The following is a 15286-nucleotide window of genomic DNA, read 5'->3' as shown; positions in this document are numbered from 1 at the left end:
AAGTAAAATTTTACTATTCTTAACAACTGCTCAGTAAAAACTTAAAACCACGAGACATCTTTACCGAATTTAACATTAAAAATACACCTTTACCCAAACCTACCTTAACCAATATACAATATAACTATCTAACACCAAGGAAAAGCACACCATCAATAACGTGAACAATAGTTAATAAAAAACAAAACTTTTACGACACATATATCAACAACTATATTTAAACACTGACATATAGGAAAAATTAACCACTTACGACATTAATAAGCATTAATATTGTTGTATACCAACCCGCAGGAATGTAAAACTTCAATAAACAATCGCCCGATTAAAAACCACTGCTTCACAAAAAATAATGGCCTATCTCTTCAAACGCTCTTAGTCAAGAAGCACCTGAGACATAAAAAAATACCCCTTGGCACTTTCAAGCCAAGGGGTATCGGTTAAACCAGTAGCGGTGGTTGGTTTTAGAAGTGCCACTCCAAATTAAAGGTCATGGCATCGGTATCGACCCCCGGTTGGCTGTGGTTTCCGAATTTGTTGCGCCAATACTCATAACCGATGCCTACCCATAGGGAGTTTTCCGCGCCCCAGGCAACCTGCCCGACGTCTAGCATCAACGAGGTGCGCATTAACTGCTCTGGCTCGGTCGCTTCCCCAAAGTAATCGTCTCCTTTTTCGCTGTTGTAGTTATAGAACCCTTGGAATTTTAGCGGTAACGCCGCCGCTTCAAACGGCAGACCCCAGGCTAAGTTAATTTGGTAATAGGGATCAAACGAAATGCTGTTCTGATTTTGTGGCAGTCCACAAGGTGTCAAGCCGCAGTGGTTCCACTCACGGCTATAGAAGAGACTTAGATCCACAAAACCTCTCGGCACATCAAATTTAAACGTTGGCCCCACCACTAGCTGACGTTTACGTGGTGCAAAGCCAGTATTTTTGGTGTTTAGGTCAAACCCAAATGTCAGCGCCATGTCTTTGACGGGCCCGAAAGCAATGGGCTCATTGAATACGCCGCCCCCATGGAGTTGATGCCGATATGCCAAATAGGCTTCAGTCGCCCCTGAATCACTGTTATTGGCGGGGTCTTGGCTACTGGACTGAAGCACGTCCAGATTTAAAAAGTTTTGGCCCAGTGAGTAACCACTAACATGGGTAAACTGAAGAATATGCTTCTCTATATTCTCTGGGTTATTCGGCTCGGTAAACTGCGTTCCATAGCGATAACCCACGAACGTATCGCTCCATGTCGCTGCCTGGGCACTTACCGAGATAGCGCTAAGAGAAACGCCTATCGCCAGATACGTTGTCACTGCTCGTTTGCTCTTCAACATGCAAAACCCTTTGTTGTTTGATTTTGTTTTTAGACATCTTTCTAAGAGCCCCTCTGTAAAGGCCTTTCTAACGCCGTTATGCCCGCTTCTCACGGATGCGATAGCGATTTTTTTGCAGAAACGGCACTTCCTAGAGTACATTTGGACATATTTATTGTATACAATAAAACAGATAAACAAATACAAATGGAGAATACAATGTCGCGGATTTTAAAATCAGCTCGCCCCAGCCGCCTCGGCTTAGACGCCTTTCTTGAGCATTACGGGGACATCTTTGAACATTCACCCTGGGTAGCCGAAACCGCTTGGAAACAGGGGTTTACCGACCAACACGATGACCCAGATGTACTAGCTGACTGCATGGGCAATGTGCTTAAACGTGCTGATATTGATCAGCAAATTGCTGTCATTCGTGCTCACCCAGACCTTGCCGGGAAAGCGGCTCTGGCGGGTGAGCTAACCCAGGATTCCACCCGTGAGCAGGCAGGTGCAGGGCTAGATCAGTGTTCAACTGAAGAGTTTGAGCGCTTTCAACGCCTGAATCAGACCTATCAAGATACGTTCGGCTTCCCCTTCGTGATTGCTGTTAAAGGGCTTGATCGACACGCCATCCTTTATGCGTTCGAAAAGCGTCTTGAAAACGACGCCGCTACCGAGCGTCAAACCGCTATTGAGCAAATCATCCAGATAGCGCGCTTTCGCCTGCACATGCGTGCGGCCGAGGCAGCGTAATTCTCACGCGCTTAGCGCTTGTATTTTCCTTTCAGCCTGACCTGTGGTGCTCGGCCCTTCAGGCTGTGAGGCTTACCTTTTATCGTCATTCGGAGAGACCTCTATGCGTCTGGAGACAAGAGAAGATCTCGATCCGCTCGAAACCACGGAGTGGCTGGAATCCCTGGAATCAGTACTGGATCGTGAGGGCGAAGATCGTGCCCGCTACCTGATGACCCGCTTGGCGGATCGCCTGCGCCGGGACGGGATGAAGGTGCCCTTCTCGGTGACAACCCCGCACCGGAATACGATCCCTGTGCATCGCGAAGCACCGATGCCCGGCGATCTGTTTATGGAGCGCCGCATTCGGTCGTTGATTCGTTACAACGCCATTGCCCAGGTCATCCGTAATAACCGCGCCAACCCCGGGCTGGGTGGCCACATTGCCAGCTTTATGTCGTCAGCCACACTGTACGATGTTGGCTTTAACCACTTCTTCCGCGCCCCCAAAGGCGACTTTGAAGGCGACCTGATTTACATCCAGGGCCACGTTGCCCCGGGTATTTACGCGCGTTCCTACTTGGAAGGCCGTTTATCAGAAGAGCAGATGGACAAATTCCGTCGCGAAGTCGACGGCGATGGCCTGTCTTCCTACCCGCACCCGTGGCTGATGCCGGATTATTGGCAGTTCCCCACGGTGTCCATGGGCCTTGGCCCGATTCAGGCCATCTACCAAGCCCACGTGATGAAGTACCTGCATCACCGTGAGCTGAAAGACATGTACGACCGCAAGATCTGGTGCTTTATGGGCGACGGCGAGTGTGATGAGCCGGAGTCACTGGGCGCGATCTCCCTGGCGGGTCGTGAAAACCTCGATAACCTGATCTTCGTCATCAACTGCAACCTGCAGCGCTTGGACGGTCCGGTACGCGGCAACTCCCGCGTTATGGACGAGTTCGAAGGCGTATTCCGTGGTGCCGGTTGGAACGTCATCAAGGTCGTCTGGGGGCGTCACTGGGATCCGCTGTTCGAGAAGGACAAGAAAGGCATCCTGCAAAAACGCATGGATGAAGCGGTCGACGGTGAGTACCAGAACTACAAGGCCAACGGCGGCTCGTACACCCGTGAGCACTTCTTCGGTAAGTACCCCGAAACCGAAGCGATGGTCAACGACCTGTCTGATGAAGACATCTGGAAGCTCAACCGCGGTGGCCACGACCCGTTCAAGGTCTACGCGGCCTACCACGAAGCGGTCAACCAGACCAACGGTAAGCCCACGGTCATTCTGGCGCATACCGTCAAAGGCTACGGCATGGGCAGTGGCGATGGCGAAGCCGCCAACGAAGCCCACCAGGTCAAGAGCATGGAGTACGAGGCGTTGCGTAAATTCCGCGACCGCTTTGGTATTCCGCTCACCGACGAGCAGCTTAAAGATGTGCCCTATTACAAGCCGGAAGAAGACTCTCCCGAGCTTAAGTACATGCACCTGCAGCGGGAACGCTTAAACGGCTACCTGCCGAGCCGCCGCAGTGACTTTGAAGCGCTGGAGATCCCCAGCCTGGAAGACAAAACCTTTGCCTCGCAAATGGTGGGTTCCAAAGGGCGCGAAGTCTCGACCACCATGGCGTTCGTGCGCGTTCTGAACGGTCTGGTGAAGGATAAGAAGCTCGGCAAACATGTCGTCCCGATTATTCCTGACGAAGCGCGTACCTTCGGCATGGAAGGCATGTTCCGTCAGCTCGGGATCTACACCTCGGAAGGTCAGAAGTATGAGCCGGTCGATAAAGGCCAGATCATGTTCTACCGCGAGGATCAGAAAGGCCAGATTCTCGAAGAAGGGATTAGTGAGGCCGGTGCCATGTCCGCATGGATTGCCGCCGCGACGTCCTACAGCAACAACAACGTCACCCTGCTGCCGTTCTACGTCTACTACTCGATGTTCGGTTTCCAGCGCATTGGTGACTTGGCCTGGGCCGCCGGTGACCTGCAAGCCCGCGGCTTTATGGTTGGCGGCACCGCCGGGCGTACCACGCTCAACGGTGAAGGTCTGCAGCACCAGGATGGCCACAGCTTGATTCAAGCCTCCACCATCCCCAACTGCCGCAGTTACGACCCGACCTACGCCCACGAAGTGGCGGTCATCCTCCAGGATGGTTTGAAGCGCATGTTCTCCGACAAAGAGAACTGCTTCTACTACCTGACGGTGATGAACGAAAACTACGAACACCCCGCGCTTGAGACCGTGCCCACCGACGATATCGTCAAAGGCATGTATCTGCTCAACGAAACGCAGGGCGATAAAGGCCGCGTGCAACTGCTGGGCTCCGGCACCATCCTGCGCGAAGTCGAAGCGGCTGCGGAGCTGTTGGCCAACGACTGGGGCATTGGCGCGGATATCTGGAGCGTGACCAGCTTTAACGAGCTGCGTCGCGAAGCCCTTCTGCTGGAGCGTGAAGCCTTCTTGAACCCGGACGTTGAGGGCAATAAGCCCCACGTGACGAAGTGCCTGGAAGGACGTGACGGCCCGGTGATTGCCTCCACCGACTACATGAAGCTCTACGCCGACCAGGTGCGTGCCTGGGTGCCGAGCGAGTACACCGTGCTGGGCACGGACGGCTTTGGCCGTTCCGACACCCGCGAGAAGCTGCGCTACTTCTTTGAAGTAGACCGCTACTTCGTCACCGTGGCGGCGCTACGTGCGCTGGCAGACCGTGGTGAGCTTGATCGCAAGCACGTCGGCGAGGCGCTGAAGAAGTATGGCATTGACGCCAACAAGCCGAACCCGCTGACCAGCTAAACCGCTGCCCGGCGGGCAGATGCCCGCCGGCTCGATCCGATTTGGAAGGAGCGCGACCTTGAGTAGCGAAATCATCAAAGTTCCCGATATCGGTGGCGATGCCGATGTCGAAATCATCGAGATTGCGGTGTCAGAAGGCGACGTCATTGAAGCGGAAGACACCCTAATCACCCTGGAATCTGACAAAGCCAGCATGGACGTCCCGGCCCCGAAAGGCGGCAAGGTGCTCAAAGTGCTGGTGAAAGAAGGCGATACCGTCTCTGAAGGCGACGACATCGTTGAGCTGGAGGTTGAAGGTGGCGCAGACGGTGGCGAAGAGACGTCAGCCCCCGCGTCTGACAGCCAGCCCAACGACGCGCCAGCGAAAGAAGACAAACCGAAAGAACCGACTAAAGAGCAAGCCCCAGCCGCTAAAAAAGCCAGTGGCGGCAAGCAAACGGTCGATATTAAAGTGCCGGACTTGGGTGGTTCAGACAACGTTGAAATCATCGAAGTCGCGGTCAGCGCTGGCGATGAGGTCAACGCTGAAGACACTTTGATCACCCTCGAGTCGGATAAAGCCTCGATGGATGTACCCAGCCCGCACGGTGGTAAGATCGTTGCGCTTACGGTGAAAGAAGGCGATACCGTCTCGGAAGGCGACGTGATCGGCCAGATGGAAATCGCTGGCGAGGGTAGTGACGACAGCGCAGACGCGCCGCAAGCGCAAGCCGCTAGCCAAACCAGCAGCGCGTCGGAAGCAGCGGCTGTTGAAGAGTCTGCCGTTGAAGAACCTGTCGCTGAAGCACCAGCAAAACAAGCCCCTTCTCCTGAAGGCACCCCGAGTCCGGAAGCACAAATCGCTGATGATCAGCCACGGGATAGTAAGCTGGTGCATGCAGGCCCAGCAGTACGCATGCTGGCACGTGAACTAAATGTTGATCTTAGTCTTGTTAAGCCTAGTGGCCCGAAAGACCGGGTGCTGAAAGAAGATGTACAGGCCTACGTGAAACAGGCCATAGCCAACCAAGGTAAAGCACAAACAGCGACTGCCCCAGCAGCAAGTGGTGGTACTGGCATTCCCGCGATACCGGACGTCGACTTCAGTCAGTTTGGCGACGTAGAAGAGAAGCCGATGGGGCGCCTGCTCAAGATGGGCGCGACGAATCTGCACCGCAGCTGGCTCAATGTGCCTCACGTGACGCAGTTCGACGAGGCCGACATTACCGAGCTCGAAAGCTTCCGTAAAGCCATGAAAGCCGAGGCCGAAGCCCAAGGCGCCAAGCTGACACCGTTGCCGTTTATGGTTAAAGCCTGTGCCTTTGCACTGCGTAAGTTCCCCCAGTTCAACGTCAGCCTGAAAGGTGACGGCGAAACGCTGGTATGGAAAAACTACGTGCATATTGGGATTGCCGTGGATACACCTGATGGTCTGATGGTGCCGGTAGTGCGCAACGCCGATAAAAAATCCTTGATTGAGATTGCCAAGGAGATGGCGGAGCTCTGCAAGAAAGCGCAAACCAAGAAGCTTAAGCGCGACGAGATGACCGGTGGCTGCTTCACCATTTCGAGCCTTGGCTCTATTGGTGGAACCGCGTTCACACCGATCGTTAATGCACCGGAAGTGGCGATCCTGGGGGTGTCGAAAGCGCAGATGAAACCGGTGTGGGATGGCAGTGCCTTCCAGCCGCGCTTAATGATGCCGCTATCGCTTTCCTACGATCACCGGGCGATTAACGGTGCGGATGCCGCCCGCTTTACGGCCTTCCTGGCCGATGTGCTGACGGATATACGCCGATTACTGCTGTAATCGTCTCTGAGTAAGCCACAAGCGGCGCCCAATGGGCGCCGCTTTTTTGAGACATCAGTTTGGAGGATTGAAATCTATTTTGTTCGCGAAAACCCAGGGTTATCGAAAACCTAGGGCTAGCGAATCACGCCCTAACAGATTTACCGCCTAGAATAGTCATCAAATCGTCGTTTTCTGGCTCTTGAGACGACAGTACCAGCAAAGACTCTAAGCTATTAAGGTGCGTGTATATCGCCTGCTTAGCCGCCTGTGCATCACCACTCGCCAAGTGCCCAAGCAAGTTCGCATGATCGCCTTCCAAGTAGCAAGAAGACAAGCCCGGACGCTTATAGAGAGCGATGACAATTGACGTTCGCAAGACGAGATCGGTCAACATCGCACCCAAGATACGATTAGGGGCATGCTGCGCAAGGAGGTGATGAATGTTGAGGGAATGCTCAATGCGTGACGGTTCGTCACTGTTTTCAAACGCCTGCTTTTCAAGGGCGACCTGCTTCTCTAACGCCTTGTAAGTCGCCACATCCAGCTTACCCGCCAACAGTGAGACAATCTCACCTTCCACTAACCTACGCGCAGAAAACGTCTCTCGCGTTTCGTCAATCGAAGGCGCTCTGACGCGGGCAACCTGGTTCGGCCGTTGGTCGATAACATGTTCAGCATCAAGCCGTGTTAACGCTTTACGCACCACTGAACGGCTGACGCCAAATACATCGCCGATGGTGACTTCAGGCAGTTTTGTATTCGGTGCCAGTCGCTGCATCAGTACCGCAGACCGGATGTGTTCAACAATATCTTGATCGCTAACGCGACCTTCTTTCGTTTTGGTAAAACCTTTCTTGTGCCAGCCGAGGGTCATGGCCTAACTCTCTAATGAACCTCGACGAAACTTATCATGTTTACCCCTCAGACAACCACTCAGAACCACGCAAAACAATGCCTTAACGGGTAATCGGGTCGATATACGGGCACAACCACAGCCTTACGACGGGTTGGGTAGAATAAGAATCGCTCGAAAATCGTTAACATTGGTTCGGGTTGGCCCCGTTACCACGAGGTTATCTAACGCGTCAAAGAAACTGTACGCATCGTTACGGGCAAGGTAATCCTGTGCAGAAAGCGTTAATGCCTTAGCCCGCTGCCAGCATTCAGGCCCAATTAACGCGCCTGCATTATCTTCAGAGCCATCGATTCCATCGGTATCAATGGCAATCGCATAAATGCCATCACATCCTTTTAGCGTATCAAAAAGCCCCAGCAGGTACTCAACGTTACGCCCTCCTCGACCATTACCACGCACGGTAACGCTCGTTTCGCCGCCTGACAGTACCAGCAGCGGACGAGTAATTTCAGCCTGCAACTTGCACGCCATACGCCCCTGGGCAATGCCTAAATCTCTTGCTTCTCCCTCAAGATCATCACCTAACACTCTTACCTCTAAACCACTCTCTTCGGCACTGAGTTGGGCGGCCTTCAGTGCGTCCCGCGCACGGGCTAGGATAGTCGACTTATCCCGTGCAAATCCTTGGTTCCAGGTCTGAGGCGCACGATGATCGGCCATTAAATGGCGTTTCACGTGCTCAGGCACCTCAATCTCATGGCGGTTTAATATTGCCAACGCATCTAACGACGTTGTGTTATCCGGCAGCGTCGGGCCTGAGGCAATTAATGAAGGCACGTCACCAGGAACATCCGAAATAAGTAACGTCACCACTTGCGCGGGGTGCGCAGCAGTGGCCAACCGCCCGCCTTTAATCGCCGATAAGTGGCGCCTTACGGTGTTGATTTCACGGATCGGTGCACCACATCGAAGCAGCGCCTTATTAAGAGCCTGTTTGTCTTCTAACGAAATACCGTCCGCCGGCAGGGTCATTAACGCGGAGCCGCCGCCGGAGATAAGTGCGATCACTTGATCGTCTTCACCCAGGCCTTTTACTTCATCAAGCATGCGCTTAGCGGCTTGCTCACCCAGCGCATCAGGCATTGGATGAGAGGCTTCCAGTACATCGATATAGCGACAGGCTGCACCATGCTGGTAACGGGTCACTACTACGCCCGTTAAATCAACCTCTTCGCCTGACTCACGAGCGCGTTCTTCCCACGCCAACTCTAATGCGCGCGCCATGGCGGCAGCAGCCTTACCCGCGCCCACGACGACAGTTCGGCCTGGTGGTTTTTCAGGCAACTGGGCAGTTAATAAGCTATCGGGATGCACGGCAGCAATGGCCGTTTCGGCCAGTTGAGTCAGCCACTGTCGGGTTGCCTCTTCACTGGTAAAAGGCGCCAAGCGAACAAGGGAATTCATCAAAAGACTCCTCGGGCAGGGATCAGGAAAAGGGCTCAGAAAGGAGCTTAGAAAAGAACATAAGCAAAGAGCTTTGAAAGCTTAGTAAAAGAACTTAAAACTCAATAAAAAGAACTTAAAACTCAGTAAAAAGAACTTAATGGCAGACCAACAGACGCTGGCCTGCCTGACAAAGGCGCGTTACTGGCCAACCTCATGGTCTGCCAGCTTTTCTAAAGCGCGCACAATACCTGCGTGATCCCAATCTTCGCCCCCGTTGGCGGCACACGCTTGGAACAACTGCTGTGCATTGGCGGTGCCTGGCAATGACAGGTTTAACGTCCTGGCACCTTCTAACGCTAAGTTGAGATCTTTCTGGTGCAGACGAACGCGGAACCCAGGCTCAAAGGTGCGTTTGATCATGCGCTCGCCATGAACATCGAGGATTTTCGATTGAGCTAAACCGCCCATTAATGATTCACGCACTCTAGCGACATCAGCACCTGCTTTAGAGGCAAACAGCAACCCTTCTGCTACTGCTTCAATGGTCAGTGCTACCACAATCTGGTTAGCCACTTTGCACGTCTGACCTGCACCGTGGCCGCCGATGTGGGTAATCGTCTTCCCAACAACGTCCAGGTATGGCTTGGCTCGCTCAAACCCTTCCGTTGTTGCGCCCACCATAATGGTAAGCGCAGCGTTAATCGCACCACCTTCACCACCAGAAACCGGCGCATCGACAAATTCCCCGCCTGCATCGGTAATCCGCTTGGCAAATGCCTGGGTCTGCATTGGAGCAATGGAGCTCATATCAATCACAAGAGTGCCGGGCTTCAGGCCTTCAATCACGCCTTCCTCACCAAATAACACGCTTTCGACATCGGGCGTATCGGGCACCATGGTGATAATGACGTCAGACGCTTCAGCCACCGCTTTGGGAGAAGCGACTTCACTCATGCCTTTCTCGGCAAGCGCAGCATCCAAGGTGCCGCGTTTAACAGTCACCAACGAGTGACCAGCGTCGAGCAGGTGCCCCGCCATAGGACGCCCCATAATGCCTAAACCAATAAAACCAATCTTACTCATAATTGTTCTCCATTCGCGTCTTTCAGAAACCAACCTATTGTTTCTAAATGATTTATATTTCCTGAGTTAACGACTATCTACCCACTTGCCTGTTTTAAGTCATACAGGGTTAACGCGTCTTATCTAACCAACCCAAACCTTCGACTGTCGTGGTCTTGGGCTTGTACTCGCAGCCAATCCAGCCGTCATAGCCAAGCTGCTGCAGGTGGCTAAATAAGAAGGGATAATTGATCTCACCCGTTCCTGGCTCATGGCGTCCCGGGTTGTCCGCCAACTGCACGTGAGCGATACGTGCAAAATGCTTTTCAATAGTGGGCGCAAGATCGCCCTCCATGATTTGCATGTGATAGATGTCGTACTGCAGCTTTAAATTATCACTGCCGACTTCGTCAAAAAGTGCCAACGCCTGTTCGGTGCGATTAAGGAAAAAGCCTGGGATGTCACGGGTGTTGATAGGTTCTGCAAGCAGCAAAATGCCGGCTGCTTTGAGTTTTTCGGCAGCGTAGCGAAGGTTTTCGACCAAAGTACGGTGAGCCTCAGCATCACTAACGCCCTCAGGCTGAATACCCGCAAGACAGTTCACCTGCTTGCACTCAAGCGCAGTGGCATAGTCGATCGCTTTATCCACACCGGCGCGAAACTCTTCTACCCGGTCGGGATGACAAGCAATGCCTCGCTCGCCGGCTCCCCAATCTCCCGCAGGTAAGTTGTGCAGCACTTGGGTTAGGCCATTCGCATCCAAGCGCTGCTTGATGTCAGCTGCCGCATAGTCATAGGGAAAAAGGTACTCAACCCCTTCAAAGCCCGCCTTTGCGGCGGCCTCAAAGCGATCAAGAAAATCGACTTCAGTGAACAGCATACTGAGATTCGCGGCAAACTTAGCCATAGTGTTCTCCTAACGTTTTAGCGTCTTAATAACGACTTCAGCGACTTGCCTGGAAGCACCTTGGTGCGTTACGTCAGGCTGGCAATAGAGCTCGGTGCATCGGTAAGGTTTTCAGCTAACGCTTCGAACTCATTAACCCCATCAAGGTCAGTGCCCATCGAGATATTGGTAACGCGCTCTAGAATGATTTCCACCACGACCGGCACACGGTATTGGCGCATTAGCTCACGCGCTTTCTCTAACGCAGGTGCAATCTCATCGGGTGTAGTGACACGCAGCGCTTTACAGCCAAGGCCTTCAGCAACCGACACGTGATCTACGCCGTACTCAGCGAGCGCCGCTTCTTCGTCGGTATAGTTGATGTTCTTGAACGAGAGCTGGACACAGTAATCCATGTCGAAGCCACGCTGGGCCTGACGAATCAAACCGAGGTAGGAGTTGTTCACCAGCACGTGGATATACGGCAAGTTAAACTGTGCCCCAACCGCTAGCTCCTCTACCATAAACTGGAAGTCGTAATCGCCAGACAGCGCAACCACTTCGGCATCAGGGTCGGCACGGCAAACACCCAGTGCCGCAGGCACTGTCCAGCCTAGTGGCCCAGCTTGGCCACAGTTAATCCAGTGACGAGGCTTGTACACATGCAGGAACTGAGCGCCAGCAATTTGAGACAAACCGATGGTGCTGATATAGCGCGCATTTTTGCCAAAAACCTTGTTCATCTCTTCGTAAACACGCTGCGGTTTCACCGGCACATTATCGAAGTGCGTTTTGCGCAGTAGCGTGCGCTTACGCTCCTGACACTCCTGGGCCCAGGCACTACGGTTTTTAAGCTGTCCGCTGGCCTTCATTTCACGAGCGACGTCGATAAACAGGTCTAGGGCAAGCTTAGCGTCAGAAACGATGCCGTAGTCAGGCCCAAAAATACGGCCTATTTGTGTAGGCTCGATATCAACGTGAACAAACTTTCTATCTTTTGTATACGTTTCAACATTGCCAGTGTGTCGGTTAGCCCACCGATTACCAATCCCCATGACAAAGTCAGAGGCCAACATGGTCGCATTGCCGTATCGGTGCGACGTTTGGAGCCCTACCATGCCTGCCATTAACGGGTGGTCATCCGGGATCGTTCCCCACCCCATCAGCGTCGGGATCACCGGTACCCCGGTTAGCTCAGCAAATTCAACTAATTGCTCGGCAGCATCGGCATTGATGATGCCACCACCAGCCACGATCAGCGGCTTATCGGCTTCGTTGAGCATCATCAGTGCTTTTTCAATTTGGGCACGAGATGCTGAGGGTTTATAAGCCGGAAGTGATTCGTAAGTGTCCGGGTCGAACTCGATTTCGCTCATCTGTACATCGATGGGAAGATCGATCAATACCGGCCCAGGACGGCTAGAGCGCATGATCTGGAAAGCTTTCTGGAACGCACGCGGCACCTGAGCAGGCTCCATCACCGTAACGGACCATTTGGTCACCGGGCCAGCAATCGTCTGAATGTCGACGGCCTGGAAGTCTTCTTTATGCATCTTGGCGCGGGGAGCTTGGCCAGTGATACATAGAATCGGAATTGAATCAGCACTGGCAGAATACAACCCCGTAATCATATCCGTGCCCGCGGGGCCAGAGGTACCAATGCACACACCAATGTTGCCAGCGGTTGTACGGGTATACCCTTCCGCCATGTGTGAGGCACCTTCCACGTGGCGTGCTAGCACATGGTCCACCCCACCCACTTTACGCATCGCAGCGTAAAAGGGGTTGATCGCAGCGCCTGGAACACCAAAGGCAACATCAACACCTTCTTTTTTCAGGACGTGAATGGCGGCTTCTGCAGCTGTCATTTTAGCCATCACAACTTCTCCTCGAAGATTGAATACATTTAGTATTCATTTTTGTATTTAATTTTGTATACGAGACAATATTCAAAGTATGCGCCATCCGACGCACTGTCAATATTTAATGGAAAATATTTCCATTAAATTCAACAGACGCAATAAAAATCATTTAAAATCAAATTCTTAATATCTATTATATTGAATATACACAGGTACAAGAGAGCACAAGCGTTGCTAACGAAACGCTCTCGGTATTGGTAAAACAGGCATACCAATCGGACCGGTGCTTTTGCATCCAGTCCATACAATGGTAAACATTGTGTAGATTTAACCCCGGGCGCAAAGTGCTATTGCCGCCTACAACACCTAATCATCGCGTTTCGCAAGGGCTTGGTCGTGTCCTAGCATGTCGGAGATTGTTCTCGCGGCCTCTTGCACCAATGTTTGCAACTTGGTTCGCTCATCCTCGGCAAATTCATGCACAGGCACCATGATACTAACGACGCCCTCCACTACCCCATCATGGTTGTAAAGCGGGTAGGCAATCGATGAAATACCAAAGTGATAGTAAGAATCTGCAATAACATAACCACGCTGACGGTCTTCCTGAACCAAGTCCCACAGAACATCACGCCGGATGGGGGCACCGAGTTCTTTATTAAGCAGTTGATCATCAGGATAGAGCGATTCAAATTCCTCTTTTGAGAGATCTGTCAGAAGCAGTCGCCCTAATGAGGTGCAGTGCAGCGGAATTCGTGTTCCTACACTAACGCGACGAATCGTGGCGTTAGTGGCGCCCACACGGGCCACGTAAACGGCATCCCTTCCATCCCGAACGGCAATGTGACTTGAGCAGCCGGTCTGCTCACATAGGGACTCAATAACCGGATGACCTACCTGCACAACATCTAATGAGGCCACATATTCAAAGCCCAGCTTTAGCACGTTAACGCCCAGCGAATACAAGCCAGTGACCGGGTGATGACGAAGAAACCCCATATGCTCCAAGGTCTGTACTGCGCGATACGACGTCGACTGGGGATAGCCAACGCGTTTAACGATCTCGGCAAAACTCATCTCACGATGATGACGATTGAGCTCCATTAAAATCGTCAGCCCTCGTTCAAGCGCGGGAATTAAATGCTTTTTTTCCTTATCACTCATGGCGGGTTAGCTCACTTCGTTATTTGTATTATCGAGATAACGTGAACCCCTCAACACCTGCGTAAACTTACCATTGGCCGATTGTCATTACGGCTATAAAGTAACCTTGCGCATTCGTTGAGGAACTCTGTTGAGACAGCAGCTATCACTCCTGCTCGAAGTGCTAGCTGCTGACATCACAACGAGCGAGCTAGTTACTCAGACCACTCTCCAATCAAAGCGCGCTCTTCATCTGTCATATTGGTCATGTTGCCAAGGGGCATGTAACCACTGGCCACCACTTGCTGAATGCTCTCTTTTTGACGAACGATTTGGTCAAGGCTGTCATAAGCAAAGCCAGCAGGAGGTGCAGAAAAACCGGGCTGCGTTGGCGACTGGGCATGGCACGCAACACAGCGCTGTTCAATGACTGCTTGCACGTCGGCAATGTCCGGCCCGCTTTCTGAACCAGCATTGGCCTGTTGATTAGCGGGCATCCCTATCCAAAACGCCACCATAATCAAGAGAACACCTGCTGCCGGATAGCCAGGCTGTATTTTCCCAGCGTGCATCAACACGAAGTACTGACGAATTAATGCACCCGCAAAAATCAACAGCGCCATGATTACCCACGCATGGGCATGAGAGTAGGCGAAAGAGTAGTGATTACTGATCATTAATAAGACAACGGGTAACGTAAAGTACGTATTGTGTACCGAACGTTGCTTACCACGTTTGCCGTCTAACGGATTTGGCGTTTCGCCTGCTTTCATCGCTTTAACAATGCGGCGTTGCCCAGGAATGATCCAAAAGAACACGTTGGCAGACATCGCCGTGGCCATAACAGCCCCGGTCAATAAAAATGCGGCACGACCTGAGAACATTTGAGTACTTAAATACGCTACCACCACCATCATGATCGCAACACCAATACTTAATAGGCCGTCGCGCTCCATGTTGGGGCTGATGCGCTTACACATTTCGTTATAGACCACCCACCCCAGTAACAAAAAGGTCAGTGCCAAAACATTGGCCTGCCAGCCCGTCATATTGGCAGCCCACTCCCAGCTACTATTGGGATTAACCAAGTAAAAGCCAGGATTAACCATGTACAGAATAATGAACAAAGCGAAGCCAGATAACCAAGTGGTATAAGCCTTCCAGAAAGACCAGTGAAGGTCATCAGGTAGCTTTTCCGGGCTGGTGGCATATTTCTGATTGTGATAGAAGCCGCCACCGTGCACGGCCCACATCTCACCAAACACGCCTTTTTTGCGGCAGTTTTCATCTTTGGGGGATTTTAAGCCATTATCTAGCATGACAAAGTAGATAGACTCACCAATCCAGGCAATCGCGGCAATAACGTGTAGCCAGCGAAGCATAAAATTAGAAAAATCAATTAAGTAGGACAGCATGTCGGC

General features: G+C 52.2%; 11 protein-coding genes. 3 read left to right on the top strand and 8 right to left on the bottom strand.

Annotation, left to right across the window (positions count from 1 at the left end; all coding sequences use genetic code 11):
- Nucleotides 1-464: 464 nt before the first annotated feature.
- Nucleotides 465-1331: a hypothetical protein gene (locus tag B6A39_RS06705; protein ID WP_083002918.1), complete on the bottom strand. Its 867-nt coding sequence runs from the start codon at nucleotides 1329-1331 to the stop codon at nucleotides 465-467.
- Nucleotides 1332-1529: 198 nt separating this feature from the next.
- On the opposite strand from B6A39_RS06705, the gene uraD reads away from it, so the two are divergent.
- The 3 genes from uraD (at nucleotide 1530) to aceF (ending at nucleotide 6628) form a co-directional block, all read left to right on the top strand.
- Entirely contained in the window at nucleotides 1530-2063 is a 534-nt protein-coding gene (gene uraD / locus B6A39_RS06700) for a 2-oxo-4-hydroxy-4-carboxy-5-ureidoimidazoline decarboxylase (protein WP_083002915.1), read from the top strand.
- A 103-nt stretch (nucleotides 2064-2166) separates the two neighbouring features.
- Nucleotides 2167-4839 (top strand): pyruvate dehydrogenase (acetyl-transferring), homodimeric type, encoded by a 2673-nt coding sequence (gene aceE / locus B6A39_RS06695; RefSeq protein WP_083002912.1) that lies wholly within the window; start codon nucleotides 2167-2169, stop codon nucleotides 4837-4839.
- Nucleotides 4840-4897: 58 nt separating this feature from the next.
- Entirely contained in the window at nucleotides 4898-6628 is a 1731-nt protein-coding gene (gene aceF / locus B6A39_RS06690) for a dihydrolipoyllysine-residue acetyltransferase (RefSeq protein WP_083002909.1), read from the top strand.
- Nucleotides 6629-6752: 124 nt separating this feature from the next.
- Here aceF and B6A39_RS06685 read toward each other — a convergent pair whose 3' ends face one another.
- The 7 genes from B6A39_RS06685 to B6A39_RS06655 form a co-directional block, all read right to left on the bottom strand.
- Nucleotides 6753-7484, bottom strand: coding sequence for a GntR family transcriptional regulator (locus B6A39_RS06685; RefSeq protein WP_009724992.1), 732 nt, complete (start codon nucleotides 7482-7484; stop codon nucleotides 6753-6755).
- A gap of 123 nt (nucleotides 7485-7607) precedes the next feature.
- Nucleotides 7608-8930 (bottom strand): glycerate kinase type-2 family protein, encoded by a 1323-nt coding sequence (locus B6A39_RS06680; protein ID WP_083002906.1) that lies wholly within the window; start codon nucleotides 8928-8930, stop codon nucleotides 7608-7610.
- Nucleotides 8931-9110: 180 nt separating this feature from the next.
- Nucleotides 9111-9995: a 2-hydroxy-3-oxopropionate reductase gene (locus B6A39_RS06675; protein ID WP_083002903.1), complete on the bottom strand. Its 885-nt coding sequence runs from the start codon at nucleotides 9993-9995 to the stop codon at nucleotides 9111-9113.
- Between the two features lie 109 nt (nucleotides 9996-10104).
- A complete protein-coding gene (gene hyi / locus B6A39_RS06670) occupies nucleotides 10105-10881 on the bottom strand; it encodes a hydroxypyruvate isomerase (protein WP_083002900.1) in 777 nt (258 codons plus the stop codon).
- A 68-nt stretch (nucleotides 10882-10949) separates the two neighbouring features.
- Entirely contained in the window at nucleotides 10950-12737 is a 1788-nt protein-coding gene (gene gcl, locus B6A39_RS06665) for a glyoxylate carboligase (protein ID WP_083002896.1), read from the bottom strand.
- A 351-nt stretch (nucleotides 12738-13088) separates the two neighbouring features.
- Nucleotides 13089-13886 carry an IclR family transcriptional regulator gene (locus B6A39_RS06660; RefSeq protein WP_083002893.1) on the bottom strand — a complete coding sequence of 266 codons (798 nt, stop codon included), beginning with the start codon at nucleotides 13884-13886 and terminating at the stop codon, nucleotides 13089-13091.
- A gap of 194 nt (nucleotides 13887-14080) precedes the next feature.
- A complete protein-coding gene (locus B6A39_RS06655) occupies nucleotides 14081-15280 on the bottom strand; it encodes a urate hydroxylase PuuD (RefSeq protein WP_083002889.1) in 1200 nt (399 codons plus the stop codon).
- Nucleotides 15281-15286 lie beyond the last annotated feature (6 nt).

It is taken from the genome of Halomonas sp. GT, from assembly GCF_002082565.1.
GTDB lineage: Bacteria > Pseudomonadota > Gammaproteobacteria > Pseudomonadales > Halomonadaceae > Vreelandella.
The sequence above is the reverse complement of the archived record's forward strand: the minus strand, read 5'-3'. Positions and strand labels throughout refer to the sequence as shown.

What these genes read in the sequence shown, in the direction of transcription:
- B6A39_RS06705 (WP_083002918.1), bottom strand. Translation starts at nt 1,331, where the DNA reads ATGTTGAAGAGCAAACGAGCAGTGACAACGTATCTGGCGATAGGCGTT.
- uraD (WP_083002915.1), top strand. Translation starts at nt 1,530, where the DNA reads ATGTCGCGGATTTTAAAATCAGCTCGCCCCAGCCGCCTCGGCTTAGAC.
- aceE (WP_083002912.1), top strand. Translation starts at nt 2,167, where the DNA reads ATGCGTCTGGAGACAAGAGAAGATCTCGATCCGCTCGAAACCACGGAG.
- B6A39_RS06685 (WP_009724992.1), bottom strand. Translation starts at nt 7,484, where the DNA reads ATGACCCTCGGCTGGCACAAGAAAGGTTTTACCAAAACGAAAGAAGGT.
- B6A39_RS06680 (WP_083002906.1), bottom strand. Translation starts at nt 8,930, where the DNA reads ATGAATTCCCTTGTTCGCTTGGCGCCTTTTACCAGTGAAGAGGCAACC.
- B6A39_RS06675 (WP_083002903.1), bottom strand. Translation starts at nt 9,995, where the DNA reads ATGAGTAAGATTGGTTTTATTGGTTTAGGCATTATGGGGCGTCCTATG.
- hyi (WP_083002900.1), bottom strand. Translation starts at nt 10,881, where the DNA reads ATGGCTAAGTTTGCCGCGAATCTCAGTATGCTGTTCACTGAAGTCGAT.
- gcl (WP_083002896.1), bottom strand. Translation starts at nt 12,737, where the DNA reads ATGGCTAAAATGACAGCTGCAGAAGCCGCCATTCACGTCCTGAAAAAA.
- B6A39_RS06660 (WP_083002893.1), bottom strand. Translation starts at nt 13,886, where the DNA reads ATGAGTGATAAGGAAAAAAAGCATTTAATTCCCGCGCTTGAACGAGGG.
- B6A39_RS06655 (WP_083002889.1), bottom strand. Translation starts at nt 15,280, where the DNA reads ATGCTGTCCTACTTAATTGATTTTTCTAATTTTATGCTTCGCTGGCTA.